Annotated in this window: 11 protein-coding genes; 4 read left to right on the top strand and 7 right to left on the bottom strand. The window is 66.2% G+C overall.

Annotated elements, in window-relative coordinates:
* The first annotated feature begins 97 nt into the window (after positions 1-97).
* Positions 98-1,042, top strand: a complete 945-nt coding sequence (locus tag CLU87_RS14150) for a LysR substrate-binding domain-containing protein (protein ID WP_099730847.1) — start codon at positions 98-100, stop codon at positions 1,040-1,042.
* An 89-nt stretch (positions 1,043-1,131) separates the two neighbouring features.
* Here CLU87_RS14150 and CLU87_RS14145 read toward each other — a convergent pair whose 3' ends face one another.
* Both CLU87_RS14145 and rpsU read right to left on the bottom strand, forming a co-directional pair.
* A complete protein-coding gene (locus tag CLU87_RS14145; RefSeq protein WP_055400197.1) occupies positions 1,132-1,578 on the bottom strand; it encodes a GatB/YqeY domain-containing protein in 447 nt (148 codons plus the stop codon).
* Between the two features lie 213 nt (positions 1,579-1,791).
* The gene (gene rpsU, locus CLU87_RS14140; RefSeq protein WP_007833691.1) at positions 1,792-2,004 is read right to left on the bottom strand and encodes a 30S ribosomal protein S21; all 213 of its coding nucleotides are present in this window, start codon (positions 2,002-2,004) and stop codon (positions 1,792-1,794) included.
* 309 nt (positions 2,005-2,313) lie between these two features.
* Between rpsU and CLU87_RS14135 the strand changes: the two genes are divergently transcribed.
* The gene (locus tag CLU87_RS14135) at positions 2,314-5,565 is read left to right on the top strand and encodes an EAL domain-containing protein (protein WP_099730846.1); all 3,252 of its coding nucleotides are present in this window, start codon (positions 2,314-2,316) and stop codon (positions 5,563-5,565) included.
* 119 nt (positions 5,566-5,684) lie between these two features.
* Here the strand turns inward: CLU87_RS14135 and CLU87_RS14130 are convergent, their stop codons facing one another.
* From CLU87_RS14130 to CLU87_RS14120, 3 genes are all read right to left on the bottom strand, one after another.
* Positions 5,685-6,932 (bottom strand): NAD(P)/FAD-dependent oxidoreductase, encoded by a 1,248-nt coding sequence (locus CLU87_RS14130; protein WP_099730845.1) that lies wholly within the window; start codon positions 6,930-6,932, stop codon positions 5,685-5,687.
* Between the two features lie 133 nt (positions 6,933-7,065).
* Positions 7,066-9,288, bottom strand: coding sequence for a TonB-dependent siderophore receptor (locus tag CLU87_RS14125; protein WP_099730844.1), 2,223 nt, complete (start codon positions 9,286-9,288; stop codon positions 7,066-7,068).
* A gap of 317 nt (positions 9,289-9,605) precedes the next feature.
* Entirely contained in the window at positions 9,606-10,790 is a 1,185-nt protein-coding gene (locus CLU87_RS14120; protein WP_099730843.1) for an ABC transporter substrate-binding protein, read from the bottom strand.
* Positions 10,791-11,022: 232 nt separating this feature from the next.
* Here CLU87_RS14120 and CLU87_RS14115 point away from each other — a divergent pair, with 232 nt between their 5' ends.
* Positions 11,023-11,505, top strand: a complete 483-nt coding sequence (locus tag CLU87_RS14115) for a DUF4124 domain-containing protein (protein WP_056058397.1) — start codon at positions 11,023-11,025, stop codon at positions 11,503-11,505.
* A 19-nt stretch (positions 11,506-11,524) separates the two neighbouring features.
* Here the strand turns inward: CLU87_RS14115 and CLU87_RS14110 are convergent, their stop codons facing one another.
* Positions 11,525-12,658 carry a sterol desaturase family protein gene (locus tag CLU87_RS14110; RefSeq protein ID WP_056743951.1) on the bottom strand — a complete coding sequence of 378 codons (1,134 nt, stop codon included), beginning with the start codon at positions 12,656-12,658 and terminating at the stop codon, positions 11,525-11,527.
* Positions 12,659-12,776: 118 nt separating this feature from the next.
* Between CLU87_RS14110 and CLU87_RS14105 the strand changes: the two genes are divergently transcribed.
* Positions 12,777-13,265 carry an acyl-CoA thioesterase gene (locus CLU87_RS14105; protein WP_056058237.1) on the top strand — a complete coding sequence of 163 codons (489 nt, stop codon included), beginning with the start codon at positions 12,777-12,779 and terminating at the stop codon, positions 13,263-13,265.
* An 88-nt stretch (positions 13,266-13,353) separates the two neighbouring features.
* On the opposite strand, the gene CLU87_RS14100 is transcribed toward CLU87_RS14105, so the two are convergent.
* Positions 13,354-14,058 carry a type IV pili methyl-accepting chemotaxis transducer N-terminal domain-containing protein gene (locus CLU87_RS14100; RefSeq protein WP_099730842.1) on the bottom strand — a complete coding sequence of 235 codons (705 nt, stop codon included), beginning with the start codon at positions 14,056-14,058 and terminating at the stop codon, positions 13,354-13,356.
* Positions 14,059-14,114 lie beyond the last annotated feature (56 nt).

The following is a 14,114-nucleotide window of genomic DNA, read 5'->3' as shown; positions in this document are numbered from 1 at the left end:
GTGCGGCTGCAGGGCGCAGCCAGCGGCATGGCCTGCATTGTTCCCAACGCTTCCGATAACTACAATCCGCTAACTGTGGCCTTATCCTTCACACATCGTGCATAAAAATCCTGCAGCGGAAGACCTGCGCGTGTTCACGGCCGTGGTGCGCAAGGCCAGCTTTGGCGGCGCCGCCACCGAGCTGGGCACTTCGCCGGCCTACGTCAGCAAACGCATCCGACTGCTGGAGCAGGACCTGCAGGTCAAGCTGCTGCACCGCACCACCCGCCGCGTGGCGGTGACGGAGGAGGGCGAGCGCGTCTTCCACTGGGCGCAGCGCATCCTGGACGACATGGAGCAGCTGATGCAGGAGGTAGCGGTGACGCGCAGCGAGCCGCGCGGGCTGTTGCGGGTGAGCAGCAGCTTTGGCTTCGGCCGCCAGATCGTGGCGCCCGCGCTGTCGCGGCTGGTGGCGCAGCACCCGGGGCTGCAGGTGCGGCTGGAGGTGTTCGACCGGCTGGTGGACGTGGCGGGCGAAGGGTTTGACCTGGACCTGCGCGTGGGCGACGAGATTGCGCCGCACCTGATCGCCCGCCGCCTGGCCGACAACCACCGCGTGTTGTGTGCAGCGCCTGCCTACCTGCAGCGCAAGGGCTCGCCGCGCACGGTGGCCGATCTGGCCGCGCACGACTGCCTGGTGATCAAGGAGCGTGACCATCCATTTGGCGTGTGGCGCCTGCGCAGCGGTGCGCAGGAAGAGTCGGTGAAGGTGCGCGGCCCGCTGTCGGCCAACAACGGCGAGATGGCCGTGCAGTGGGCGGTGGACGGACGTGGCGTGGTGCTGCGCTCGTTGTGGGATGTGGGCGCGCACCTGCAGACCGGGCGCCTGGTGCAGGTGCTGCCGCAGTGGCAGCAAGAAGCCAATGTGTGGGCCGTCTACCCCACGCGGCTGGAGCGCTCGGCCAAAGTGCGGGTGTGCGTGGAGTTTTTGCAGGCGCACTTTCGCGCCGGTTGGGCGTCGCGCAGCGCAGAGACCGGTGTGGGCGCAAACGCCTCGGTTTGAAGTGAAAATAGCTGCTAGCGCCCGTCTTACAAGCGCTAGCAGCTATCAAAAAGATACCGGTCGTACCGTGGGCACGACCGCAGGGGCGATCAGCCTGCCAGTGCCGCTTTCACGGCGGCCGACACCTGGCCCATATCGGCCTTGCCCGCCAGGCGGGTCTTGACCACGCCCATGACCTTGCCCATGTCGCCAGGGCCCGATGCGCCGATTTCGGCCACGATGGCCTTCACGGCAGCCAGCGTTTCTTCGGCCGACATGCGCTCGGGCAGGTAGGCCTGCAGCACAGCCATCTCGGCCTTTTCCTTGTCGGCCAGGTCCTGGCGGCCTGCGCCTTCAAACGCGGTGATCGAGTCCTTGCGCTGCTTGATGAGCTTGTCCACGATGGCGACCACAGCCGCGTCGTCCAGCACGATGCGCTCGTCCACTTCCTTTTGCTTCATCGCGGCCTGCAGCAGGCGGATGGTGCCCAGGCGCTCGCTGTCCTTGGCGCGCATGGCGGTTTTCATGTCTTCGGTGATCTGATCCTTGAGGCTCATGGCGGCTTCCTTGGTTGGTTTTAGACAAGAACAGAGGTTTGCCAAAAGGCTTTCTGGCTAGGCGTCAACGCCGCAGACAGTAGTGCTGCTACGGCAAGGCGTTGCAACGACGCCAGAAAGCCTTTTGGCAAACCCCAAAAACAAAAACCCGCGCTTGGCGTCCCTAGCGCGGGTTTGTCGGCACTCCGTATCAGGACGGGGCCAAAGCGGTACTTAGTACAGCTTCTTGGGCAGTTGCATGCTGCGAACGCGCTTGTAGTGACGCTTCACCGCAGCAGCCTTCTTGCGCTTGCGCTCGGCGGTGGGCTTTTCGTAGAACTCACGGGCGCGCAGGTCGGTCAGCAGGCCGAGCTTTTCAATGGTGCGCTTGAAGCGGCGCAGTGCAACGTCAAAGGGTTCGTTTTCTTTTACGCGGATCGTAGTCATTAGCTAATGTTTTCCAAATGGTGCCTGCAGAGGGGCTTGGGGAGATCGGGCCTCAAGTCCGTACAAAGCGGTTTCCCCGTCTGTAACTAGTATTTGGCCGACGGGGCATTGCCAGCAAAGCCGGAGATTATAGCCTTTATCCACGCCCAGAGCGCAAGGATTGCCGGTCTGTCCCCGAACAGGGCGTCCGGTGGGCTTCTCACAGCAGGGCCACACCGCAATGGCGCGGAAGTTGCTTCATGTTGTAACACTCCTATTCACCGGTGGAGAGCCCTGGCCATCCGCCCGGGCGGCCCCGCCGCAGACACCATGGCATTCATGCACCGCGTATCGGGTTGGCTGGGCCGGCTCAGTGTGGGCCGCAAGCTCATGCTCATCTATCTGCTGGACCTGACGGCGGTGATCTACGTCTCCAGCATCCTGATCCACGAAAAGTACCTGGCGATTGATTTCACGCGCAAGGAGGTGGTGGGCACGACCTATGCGGCCGTGGTGCGCGATGGGCTGATGGGGCAGTTCCTGGATGCTTCGCAGCAGCCTCCGCTGGTGGCCGATGTGCTGACCCGCCTGGACGCCGTACGGGCAGCCCACGACGAACAACTGCACACGGCCGAGGTGGGGCAGCGGTTTGGCGTGGCGCTGCAGCAGCTGACGGGCCAGCCCCAAGGGGGCGCTCCAGCTGCTGATCCGCAGACGCTCACCCGGCTGCGCAGCCAGCTGCTGCGCGAGGGGCGTGAGCTGCTCACCACCGTGGGCAACCAGTCCAACCTGATCCTGGACCCGGACCTGGACAGCTACTACGTGATGTCGCTGGTGGTGCTGCGGTTTCCCGAGCTGCTGCAGGCGGTGCATGACACCGTCAGCTTTTTGAACGCAGCGCCATCAAGGCGCGGGCCGCAGTGGTCGTCCGAGCTGCTGACGCTGGTGGGGCGGCTGGATGCGGTGATGCTGGGCATCGAGTCGGACTACAACCAGGCCTTCATTGCAGGCTCGCCCGAGATGCGGGCCGCGCTGGTGCGCCAGCGCGAGGCGCTCAAGGCGGCGCAGGAGGGCTTTCAGGCCTTGCTGCAGGGCATTGCGTCGGGCGAGTCGCGCCTGACGGTGGCGCAAGTGGGTGTGCAGGAGGCGCAGGTGCTGGGCGCGCTGCGCGATGCCTGGTCGGTGGGCATTGTGGACCTGGAGCGTTTGCTGAACCAGCGCGCCGACAGCCTGTTTGCCCGCATGTGGTTGCACCTGGGCACGGCGCTGGTGCTGCTGGGCTGCATCCTTTCGCTCGTCACCCTGGTCGCGCGCCAGATCGCCAAGCCGCTGCAGCAACTGGCCCGCGTGGCCGACGAGGTGCGCAAGAGCGGCGACCACACGCTGCGCGCGCACTGGGCCAGCCGCGACGAGATCGGCCGCCTGGTTACCGCGTTCAACGAGATGCTGTCCCAGCTCGACCGCGACCGCGTGCTGCAGCAAGAGTTGGCCGCCAGCGCCCGTGCGGCCGAGGCCCAGCGCGAGCTGGTGGAGGCCTTCCCCATCCCCATGGTGGTCACGTCGATTCCCGAGCACGAGGTGCTGCACTCCAACGCACCCGCGGCCCACTGGCTGGGTGGCCGCAAGACCGACCCCTGGGCCGTGGGGCTGGAGCCCGGCGTGCGCGCGCGCTTCTTTCAGCGTCTGGCCGACCAGGGCTCGGTCGATGAGTTCGAGGTGCGCTGGAAGGGCAGCCCCGAGCCCTCTTGGGCCGTGCTGTCGGCGCGGCGCCTGCAGTTCCAGGGGCGCGACTCGGTGCTCACCGCTTTCACGCCCATCAACGTGCTCAAGGTGATGGAGCAGCGCTTGGAGCTCTGGGCCAAGGTGTTCGAGGCCTCGTCCGAGGGCATCATCATCATGAACGCCGAGCAGCAGATCATCAGCGTGAACAAGGCGTTCTGCCGCAGCACGCACTACGACTTCTACGAGGTCATTGGCGAAGACCTGGGCTTTCTGCTGGAAGAGGCGGGCGCCGAGCCGCTGTCGGTGCAGATCCAGCGCACCATGCTCGACAAGGAGTCGTGGCAGGGCGAGGTGCGGTTTCGCCGCCGCTCGGGCGAGACCTACCCGGCCTGGCTCATGGTGTCGGCCGTGCGCGAGGGCAAGGGCGGTGCGGTGGCCAACCACATCGGCATTGCCATCGACATCACCGACCGCAAGCTCAACGAGGAGCGCATCCAGTTCCTGGCGCACCACGATGTGCTCACTGAGCTGCCCAACCGATCACTGTGTGTGCAGCGCCTGCAGATGGCGCTGGCGCAGGCGCCTATCACGGGCGAAAAGGTCGCGGTGCTGTTCATCGACCTGGACCGCTTCAAGGCCATCAACGACACGCTGGGCCACCACATTGGCGACGGCCTGCTGCGCTCGGTGGCCGCGCGTCTTACGCAGGCCGTGCGCAGCCGCGACACCGTGAGCCGCCTGGGCGGCGACGAGTTTGTGGTGGTGATGCGCGACGTGGCCGGGCGCGAGGATGTGCAGCAGCTGGTGGAGCGGCGGCTGATCCCGCTCATCCGCCAGAGCCACCCGGTGGAGGGGCATGAACTCAATGTGTCCTGCAGCGTGGGCATCGCCGTGTACCCCGAGGATGGCAGCGACATTGACGAACTCATGCGCCGCGCCGACGCCGCCATGTACGAGGCCAAAACCACCGGCCGTGACATGGCGCTGTTCTATTCCATGGAGACCGACCAGCGTGCGGTGGCCCGCCAGACCATGGAGCAGCAGCTGCGCCGCGCGCTGGAGCGCCACGAGCTGAGCCTGCACTACCAGCCCCGCTTGAGCGCCCAGGGCACCCAGCTGCTGGGCGTGGAGGCGCTGCTGCGCTGGACCAGCCCGGTGCTGGGCTCCATCCCTCCCAGCGAGTTCATCCCCATCGCCGAAGAGACCGGCATGATCCGCGCCATTGGCAGCTGGGTGTTGCAGCAAGCCTGCGAGCAGTGGGTGCGCTGGCAACAGCTGGCGCTGGAGGCGGGCCCTGGCGATGCCTTGATGCCACACCCGCTGGCCCGGGTGTCGATCTCGGTCAACCTCTCGGCCGCGCAGATGTCCGACCCCGCGCTGGTCACCGACATCGAGGCACTGCTGCTGCGCACCGGCATGCCGGCGCACCGGCTGGAGCTGGAGATCACCGAGTCCCAGCTCATGGACAACGCCCATGCGGCCGAGCAGCAACTGGCGGCGCTCAAGGCGCTGGGTGTGCAACTGTCCATCGACGACTTTGGCACCGGGTATTCCAGCCTGGCCTACCTCAAGCGCTTTGACATCGACCGCCTCAAGGTGGACAAGTCCTTTGTGCGCGACATGCTCGCCAACCCTGCCGACATGGCCATCACCCGCGCCATCATCGCGCTGGGCCACACGCTGGGGCTGCGCATCGTGGCCGAGGGCGTGGAAGACCTGGCCACGGCCCAGGTGCTGAGTGCACTCGATTGCGAGGAGCTGCAGGGCTACCACTTCAGCCGCCCGCTGCCGGTGCCGGAGCTGGAGGCCTGGGCCCGACAGCATTGCGGATTGTTGACGCGAGAGGCAGCGGCAGCGTAGCGGTCAAGCGGGCGCTGCGCACGCGCGGGACGCCGGGCAAGGGCCGCCCTGCAGCGAGGGCGTCGTCCCCCTGCCCGCGCAGCGTAGCGTAGCGAGAGCGGGGGAAGGCCCGTAGGGCCTCAGGTGGGTGTCGCTGCCAACGCCTGCGCACAGGCATGCGCGCTGGCCCAGGCCCACTGAAAGTTGTAGCCGCCCAGCCAGCCTGTCACGTCCACCACTTCGCCAATGAAGTACAGGCCTGGCTGCGTCTTGCACTCCATGGTCTGCTGCGACAGCGCGCGCGTGTCCACGCCGCCCAGCGTCACCTCGGCTTTCTTGTAGCCCTCGGTGCCCGTGGGCGTCAGCTCCCAGCGTGCCAGCTGCTCGGCCAGGCGCGCCAGGGCCTTGTCGCTGGCCTCATTGATGGGGCGTTGCCAATCCGCCTCGCGGCTGGCCCAGGCGTCGGCCAGGCGGCTCGGCACCAGGGTGGCCAGCTCGTTGGCAACCAGCTTGCGCGAGCGGGCCTTGCCCTGCGCCAGCGCTGCGGGCAGGTCCACCGTGGGCGCCAGGTTGATGGCCAGGGGCGTGCCCTCCTGCCAGTAGCTGGAGATCTGCAGCACCGCGGGGCCCGACAGGCCCCGGTGGGTGAACAGCAGGTCTTCGTCAAACGCCATGCGGGTTTTCTTGGCCCCGGTGCTGATCTGCACCGGCAGCGCCAGCCCCGCCAGCTGCGCATACGGCGCCCAGCCCGCGCCGTCAAAGGTCAGCGGCACCAGGCCCGGCTTGCGCTCGATGAGCGGGATGCTGAACTGCTGCGCGAGCCGGTAGCCAAAGTCGGTGGCGCCGATCTTGGGGATGGACAAGCCGCCGGTGGCAATGACCAGCGCACCCGCCGACACCGGCCCACGATCAGTATCCATTTGATAGCTGCCCCGGCATGATTCATTAGCGCTTGATGCCAAAAAGTCTATTTTTTTTACGCTACAGGGCTGCCAGCGGGTCACGCCACCCGCCTCGCACTCGGCCAGCAGCATGGCAATGATGTCCTCGGCCGAGCGGTCGGCAAACAGCTGGCCCTTGTGCTTTTCGTGAAACGGGATGCCGTGCTTTTGCACCAGCGCGATGAAGTCGGCGGGCGTGTAGCGCGACAGCGCCGAGCGGCAGAACTGCGGGTTCTGCCCCACAAAGTGTTTGTGCGGTGCGGCCGGGTCCAGGTCGCGGTTGGTGAAGTTGCAGCGCCCGCCGCCCGAGATGCGGATCTTTTCGGCCACCTTGTCGGCATGGTCGATGAGCAAGACCTTCAGGCCCCGCTGGCCCGCCTGGCCCGCGCAGAACAGGCCGGCAGCGCCGGCGCCGATGATGATGGCGTCAAAAAATGGGAGGGACACGGGAAGGCATCAAAAGGGACAAAGGCGTGATTGTCCCCCCGGCTGCCCCGGGGCCTGCTCCGCACGGCGCGATGCCGCTGCGGCGCAAGCCCCGGTCGCCCCCTCGCTCCCTCTTGTGTTGCGGGTAGGCCGGTCAGAAAGCCGCGCGCAGCGTCACGCTCAGGTTGCGCGGGTCCGCATAGTTGCCGTAGTCCAGGTTGGCCCAGTACTTCTGGTTGGTCACGTTGTTCACGGCCAGCGTGGCGCTCACCTTGGGGTTGAACTGCCAGGACGCGCGCAGGTTGAGGATGGCCTTGGGCGACTGTTTTACCGTCACCGTGCCGCTGGGGTGTGGGATGTTGAAGCCCTCGATGGCGCTTTGCCAGGTCAGGTTGCCGCCCACCGACAGCGGCGCCAGCGCGCCCGACAGCTGGTAGTCCGTGCCCAGTTGCAGCAGGTAGTCGGGCATGTTGGCGTAGATCAGGTCGGTGGGGGCACGCGTGACCTTGGCGCGGGTGAGGCCGGCACTCACACGCCACTGCCGGGTGGCCATGCCCGCAAACTCCAGCTCGAAGCCGGTGGACTTCGTGCCGTTCACGGCCACGTAGGGCAGGCTGCCGTCGGGCAGCGGGGTGGTGATGGCACTGTCGCGCACGCCGAAGTTGTCCTGCTTGGTCTGGAACACCCCAAAGTGCGCCTGGATGCGGCGCTCGAACAGCTCGGCCTTGAGGCCGGCCTCGGCATTGCTGCCGATGACGGGCGACAGCGGATTGTTGTTGCGGTCCTTGTAGTTCTGCGGGTTGAAGATGCGCGCGTAGCTGGCGTAGGCCGACAGGGTGGGCGTGATGTCGTACACCGCGCCGATGAAGGGCGTGACCTTGCGGTTCTCGTCCTGGATAGCCGAGCGGCCTGCATAGCTGCCGGTGGTGCCATAGGTGTCGGAGTGGCGGTGCCAGTCGGTCAGGCGCAGGCCGGTGAGCACCGACAGCGGGTCAGCCACGCGCCAGCGTGCCGAGGCGAACAAGCCCGTCTGCTGCGTGATCTGCGTGCGCCATGCGCCGGTCTTGGAATACGTGGGCGCAGGTGCGTTGCCGTCCCAGGTGTAGATGTTGGGGATCACGTAGCTCCACCCCGCCACGGACGTGTAGCCATCGGTGCGCGTGGCGGTGCGGGTGGAGCTCATGCCCACCACCAAGTCGTGCTTGCGGCCACCCAGCTCGAACTTGCCCGACAGGTAGGCGTCCACCGTGTCCTGCGTTTCGCTGCTGCCACTCACGGCGGCATACAGCGTGGTGCCCGCGCCGGTGACCGGGTTGATGAATGGGGCCTGGCTGGTGGTGGCGCCATAGCCGTAGGTGCTCAGGCGGAAGGTGTCGCCCTCGGTGTGGTTCAGCGCGGCCTTCAGGCTCCAGTCGTCGTTGATCTGGTGGTCCAGCGTGGCATAGAGCGTGCCCGAGGTGCGCTCCCAGCGCGTCCAGGGCGGCGAGAAGCTGGTGGAGATCGGCAGGTCGATGGGCACGCCCGTGGTGGCAAAACGCGGGATGGTGCCCCAGATCGGCGCCTTGGGGTCGTTGGACTGGCGCTGGTAGCCCAACGACACCACGGTGGCGGTGCCGATGTCGGCCTCCACCGCAGCCAGCAGGGCGGTCTTGTCCTCGGAGTAGCGGTCGCGGAAGCTCTCTTTTTTCTGCGGAGCCACGACCAGGCGGCTGCGCACGCTGCCGTCGCTGTTGAGCGGTGCGTTGATGTCCAGCTCGCCCCGGTACAGGTTCCAAGAACCCGCTGTGAGCGCCACAGACGCGGCGAACTCGCGCTGTGGGCGCTTGCGGATCATGTTGATGGTGGCCGAAGGCACGCCCACACCGGTCTGGATGCCGTTGGCGCCGCGCACGATGTCGATGCGCTCGTACAGCGCGGTGTCGAACTCCTGGTTGGTGCTGCTGCTGTAGCTGGGCAGGCCGTCGGTCTGGAAGTCGGTGATCTGGAAGCCGCGCGCGTAGTACAGCGGGCGCTGCGTGTCGTAGAAGCTCACGGCAATGCCGTTCACGTTGCGCAGCACGGCGTCGATGCTGGTGAGCGTCTGGCGCTCGATCTGCGCGCGCGTCACCGTGCTGACGGACTGCGGCGTTTCACGCGGGGTGAGCTGAAGGCGGGTGGATGCGCTCTCGCGCGCACCCGACACGGTGACGCTGTCCAGCGCCTTGGGCTCCACGACCTGGTCGGTGTTGGCTGTGCCCGAGAGGGAGGGTTCGGCGGCGGGCGCTGGTGACTCGGCGGCGGTCTGGGCTCTGGCGGTGCCCGCTAGGTTGGCTGCAAGGAAGGCGGCCACCGCCAGAGGGTGGAGGGCACAGACAAGGTGTCTGCGGGGTGCGTGCATGAAAGGGCTCCTGGGGGAGAAACGTTGGCAGGCTGGCTGGCAACGCTCCTCCGACGGGATGCACGGCTGGCTGGGATTTGTAAAATTTTAAATACAAATGCGAACTATTCGCAAAAACTTGGCGGATATGGTCCCAACGTGCGGGTTTTTGTTGTTCTGGCGGCACAACTTACCGGGTGGGAGGCAGTCCGCTGCACCTGGTAGCCAGGGTGATGCCTTTGCGTGGCGCTTTGGTGGGCACTGCGGCACGCCCACGGGTGTGCCGTGCCCTGCAGGCCCGCTGGCGCCGAAGCCGCCAGCGACTGCTGATGCGGCGCTTACTGCCTGTACACCCCGCCAGTGCCCACCACCGCAATGTCCACGTAGTTGGACCCGTGGTGGTTCTGTGCGCTGAACTGGTAGCTGAAGCCGCCCAGGTCCAGATTGCCCAGGCCCTCCATGGCAGTGACCAGGCTGGTGCGTGTGACGCCAGGCCCCGCAGCGCGCAGGCCTTCGATGAGCACGCGCGCGTCCATGTAGCCGGTGTAGCGGTCGTAGTCCACGGGCTTGTCGTAGCGCTTCATGGAGGCCTGAAAGTCGCGCGTGAGCGCAATGGTGGGTTTGGTGGGCGAGGGGCCCGTACGCGCCACCGCCAGGCCACGCGCATCGTCGCCCAGCGCCTTGAGCACAGCGGTGCCTGCGCCCAGCGACAGGGTGTAGATGGGCACGCCCAGGTGAGCGCGGTTGGCCCGCACATAGGCCACTACCGACGGGCCTGCTGCCACCAGCAGCACGGCCTGCGGCTTTTGGGTGGCCAGGGCCTTGGCGGCTTCGTTCGCGTCTTCACCCGACGAGGCCAGCGCATGCGATCCCGCCAGCGTCGCGCCTTCAGCGGCAACCGTCTTTTCGACCAGGGGCAGCAGCAGTTTGCCGAAGTCATTGTTTTCGTAGGCCACAGCAATGCGCGAGGTCTGCACGGCCACCAGGTTGCGCACGATCTTCACCAGTTCGTCGGCATAGCTGGCGCGGGTGGTGAACAGGTAGGGGTGCTGCTGCGCTCGCACGGCAGGGCTGCCGGTGTACACCGAGATCAGCGGCAGCTTGGCTTGCGCCAGGTAGGGCAACAGCGTCATGACCTGCGAGGTGCCGGCCACACCAAACAGCGCCAGCACGCCGTCTTTTTCGCTCAGCTGCTTGGCGTTGTCGAGCGCACGGCGGGCGTCAAAACCATCGTCCAGCGACACCAGCCGGATCTTGCGGCCACCGATGCCGCCCTTGGCGTTGGCGTCTTCCACGGCGGCCTCCTGCCCCTCGTGGATGGGCGACAAAAACGGCGCCATGCCGCCTGACAGTGCGGTCGAGCGGCCAATGAGGATGTCTCCCTTGCCGCCGCTGGCGGGCTGTGCGCGGGCGGGCAGGCCAGCCAGGGCCGCGCTACCGGCCAGCGCAAGGACCAGGCTGCGGCGGCGCGCCAGGGGCAGCCCCTGGTCGGCGGGCCACGCATTTGCATTCGGGGTCTTCATCACACAGCATCTCCAGCAAAAAACCGATTCAAAGGGCTGCGAGGCCCCGAAGAGCGGCGATGGTAGGAGGGCGCTGTGCCCGGCACGCACCGGGTTTCTACCGGGGGCGCGTCATCTTAGGGACATGTGTCTATCCACCCATGGCTCTGTCGGCACCCGCGCGAAACGGTGCGATTCGCCCCGCCCCATGCGGCGCGGTAGCATGTGGCATGGACCTGCCGAGGACAACACCATGACTTTGATCCGCTACGCCCTCTGTGCTCTGGCGCTGGGCTGCCTGGCCCCCGCCTGGGCCATCAACAAGTGCACGGACGCCAATGGCAAGGTGTCGTTCCAGGACGCGCCTTGTGCGGGCGAGGGCGAGAAGATCGACGTGCGCCCCACCACCCGTGGCGCCACCCCGGTGCAGCCCCCCGTAGCGCCTTTGGCCGAGGGCGCGTTTGGCCCCACCTGGCAGCGCAAGAACTACCTGCAGACCCAGGGCATCCCCCAGGCGCGCGCCGCTATCGAGCGCAACCAGCGTGAATGCACAGCCCAGCCCAATGCCGTGGCCACGGCAGGGCCGCTGCGGCGCGGCAACCTGCCGTCGGGCAACCAGTTTGTGCAGGAGGGCGCGGAAAAGGCCGCCGATGCCAAAGCCGCGTGTGAAGAACGGACCGAGGCCCTGCGCGAGCAACTGCGGGTGCTGGAGCGAGAGCTGGCGGCGATGCCCTAGCCCTGTACCTAACGAGTCCTCATCCCTTCCAGGTGAACGGAAACTTGAACTGCTTCACAAAGCCGTTGGGCACGTAGTCGCCCAGCACGCCATAGTGCTCGGGCCAGAGCTTGGTGCTTTTGACGGCGGTGCCAAACAGGTAGTCCAGAAACGCGAAGTGCGCGGCGTAGTTCTTGTCCAGCGCCTCCTGGTCCTGGCTGTGGTGCCAGTGGTGGAAGTTGGGCGTGACCAGCACGTAGCGCAGCGGCCCAAGTCGCACGCTCACATTGGCGTGGTTGAACACGGCCTGGAAGCCCACCACCACGATGTATGCGTCGATCACTTCCTTGCTGAAGCCCAGCACATAGATGGGGGCCAGCACCAGCGTGCGGGTGATCAGCAGCTCCAGGATGTGCTGGCGCGAGCCCGCCATCCAGTCCATGCTTTTGACGCTGTGGTGCACGGCGTGCAGGCGCCACAGCAGGGGCACCTCGTGGTAGGCGCGGTGCGTCCAGTACTGCACCAGGTCGGCCACCAGGATGATGAGGAACAGTGCCACCCAGAAGTTCAGCCCCTGCACCCAGCCGCGAATGCCGTCGCTGGCCGCCCAGCCAAAGAACTTGTGCACGATGAGGTTGGTGGCCAGCAGCACAAAGCCCACCACCATGTGGTTGACGATGAAGTGGTGAAAGTCCGTCTGCCACTCGGCGCGGAAGATGGGCTGGTCCTTGCGCAGCGCAAACAGCTTCTCGATGAAGATGAAGATCAGCGAGCTGCCCAGCAGGTCCAGGATGAACCAGTCGAGGCCGATGTAGGGTGTGTTGTCGGGGAAGTTCGGGTCCACCTCCACCTTGTGGCCGCCCAGCAGCGCGGCAATCGCCACGATGGCAAACGCAAAGGTGGCCAGCCAGCGGGCGCGGTTGAACAGGATGTTGACCAACGAGATGCCGCCCGCAATTGCCATGGCCACCAGCATGATGTTGCGTATCACCGCCACGTCGTAGCTCTTGCGCAGCTGCGGCGTGGTGAGGTACTCGGGGAAGTGAAAGGCCAACACGCCCAGAAGGCACAGGATGGCCAGCGTGAGTGCAATCACGCCCGACACCAGCCCCTTGCCGGTGCGCAATGCGCCGTGGCTTTCGGTGAATTCGTTGAGTTTTTCTAGTTCGATCATCGGTTCCTCCTCGCACCCGGTCAGCAGGTGCTGCGCGAGTGTAGCGAAGCTGCCACCCGCTGTGCACCGGGCTCAACTTGCACGCGACGCAGCACACGCAGCTTTCTAAAATCGCTGCATGAACATCCCTTCACACCAACTCAGCATGACCGTGCTCATGTCGCCCGACATGGCCAACTTTTCGGGCAACGTGCACGGCGGCGCCATCCTCAAGCTGCTGGACCAGGTGGCGTACTCGTGCGCCAGCCGCTATTCGGGCTGCTACACCGTGACGCTGAGCGTGGACCAGGTGATGTTTTTGCAGCCCATCCATGTGGGCGAGCTGGTGACGTTTCTGGCCAGCGTGAACTACACAGGCAGCTCGTCGATGGAAGTCGGCATCAAGGTCGTGGCCGAAGAGATCCGTTCGCAGGTGGTGCGGCATGTGAACAGCTGCTTTTTCACCATGGTGGCGGTGGATGAGGCGCGCAAGCCCGTGCAGGTGCCGCCACTGTCGCCTTCCACCCCCGACGAACGCCGCCGCTGGGACGCTGCGGTGATCCGCAAGACGCTGCGCAAGGAACTGGCACAGCGGTTTCAGCAAGTGCGAGAAACCGCCGGGCAGTAAGCCGTTGAGTGGGCGCCTTGAATGGACGCCTTCCAAGGCCCTGGGCGCATCGCCCCGGGCCTTTTCTCTGCCCCTCACGCTGTGCTGCTCAGGCCGCGTTGCGGCTGCGTCCGGCCAATGACACCGCCTGCAGGGACAGGCCGTCAATTTCGTTGGTGATGCCTGACAGCACATTGGCCACCACCGCAAACTCGCGCCCGTGCTGCCCGGCACGCGCTGCCATCACCTGGGCGTTGAAGCTGACCACCTTGGCCTCGCGTGCCACGGTCTGGATCGAGGCCACGATGCCGGCCAGCTCTTTCATCAGGGTTTCGGACTGCGCCTTGCTCACCTGGTCGAACGCGGTGGTGGCCGTGTTGAGTGCGTCGAGCACACCGTCGGTGGTTTCGACCAACCTAGCCAGGGCGTCTTCCACGCGCGGGCTCTGGCGCTCGGCCAGGTCCAGCGCCGTGCCCACCTGCTGGGCAAACGCGTCGATGGTGGCGCCCACACCCTGGGGGCCGTGGTAGGCCTTCCGGATGATTTCGCCACTGGCGGTATCGAGGTGGCGGGGCGTGTCCACCAGCCGGGCCTGGCTGTCGGTGAACAGCGTGAGCGAGCTGCGCGCGGCCTTCAGGTGCAGGTCGCTGCCGCGCGCGGCCAGCACGGTTTGCAGCACCATGCGCTGCGACAGCATGCGCTGGCGCGCTGCAAGATTGACGAGCGACATGCCCCCATCGCGCGATGGAGCCTGTGCAGAGGACGACAGCGTGGGCATGCTGGAAGTGCGTGCGGGGAGGGGGAAGGCTGCCATGGTGTTCCTTGTGCGTGTTGCATTCAGATGCATGTCGTCAAGCAATACCCGGGCCA

The organism is Acidovorax sp. 59 (genome assembly GCF_002754175.1).
GTDB classification, from domain to species: Bacteria; Pseudomonadota; Gammaproteobacteria; order Burkholderiales; family Burkholderiaceae_C; genus Acidovorax; species Acidovorax delafieldii.
Note: the sequence above shows the minus strand (reverse complement) of the source record. Positions and strands in the feature narration are given on the sequence as shown.

What these genes read in the sequence shown, in the direction of transcription:
- CLU87_RS14120 (WP_099730843.1), bottom strand. Translation starts at nt 10,790, where the DNA reads ATGAAGACCCCGAATGCAAATGCGTGGCCCGCCGACCAGGGGCTGCCC.
- CLU87_RS14105 (WP_056058237.1), top strand. Translation starts at nt 12,777, where the DNA reads ATGAACATCCCTTCACACCAACTCAGCATGACCGTGCTCATGTCGCCC.
- CLU87_RS14115 (WP_056058397.1), top strand. Translation starts at nt 11,023, where the DNA reads ATGACTTTGATCCGCTACGCCCTCTGTGCTCTGGCGCTGGGCTGCCTG.
- rpsU (WP_007833691.1), bottom strand. Translation starts at nt 2,004, where the DNA reads ATGACTACGATCCGCGTAAAAGAAAACGAACCCTTTGACGTTGCACTG.
- CLU87_RS14110 (WP_056743951.1), bottom strand. Translation starts at nt 12,658, where the DNA reads ATGATCGAACTAGAAAAACTCAACGAATTCACCGAAAGCCACGGCGCA.
- CLU87_RS14145 (WP_055400197.1), bottom strand. Translation starts at nt 1,578, where the DNA reads ATGAGCCTCAAGGATCAGATCACCGAAGACATGAAAACCGCCATGCGC.
- CLU87_RS14135 (WP_099730846.1), top strand. Translation starts at nt 2,314, where the DNA reads ATGGCATTCATGCACCGCGTATCGGGTTGGCTGGGCCGGCTCAGTGTG.
- CLU87_RS14100 (WP_099730842.1), bottom strand. Translation starts at nt 14,058, where the DNA reads ATGGCAGCCTTCCCCCTCCCCGCACGCACTTCCAGCATGCCCACGCTG.
- CLU87_RS14125 (WP_099730844.1), bottom strand. Translation starts at nt 9,288, where the DNA reads ATGCACGCACCCCGCAGACACCTTGTCTGTGCCCTCCACCCTCTGGCG.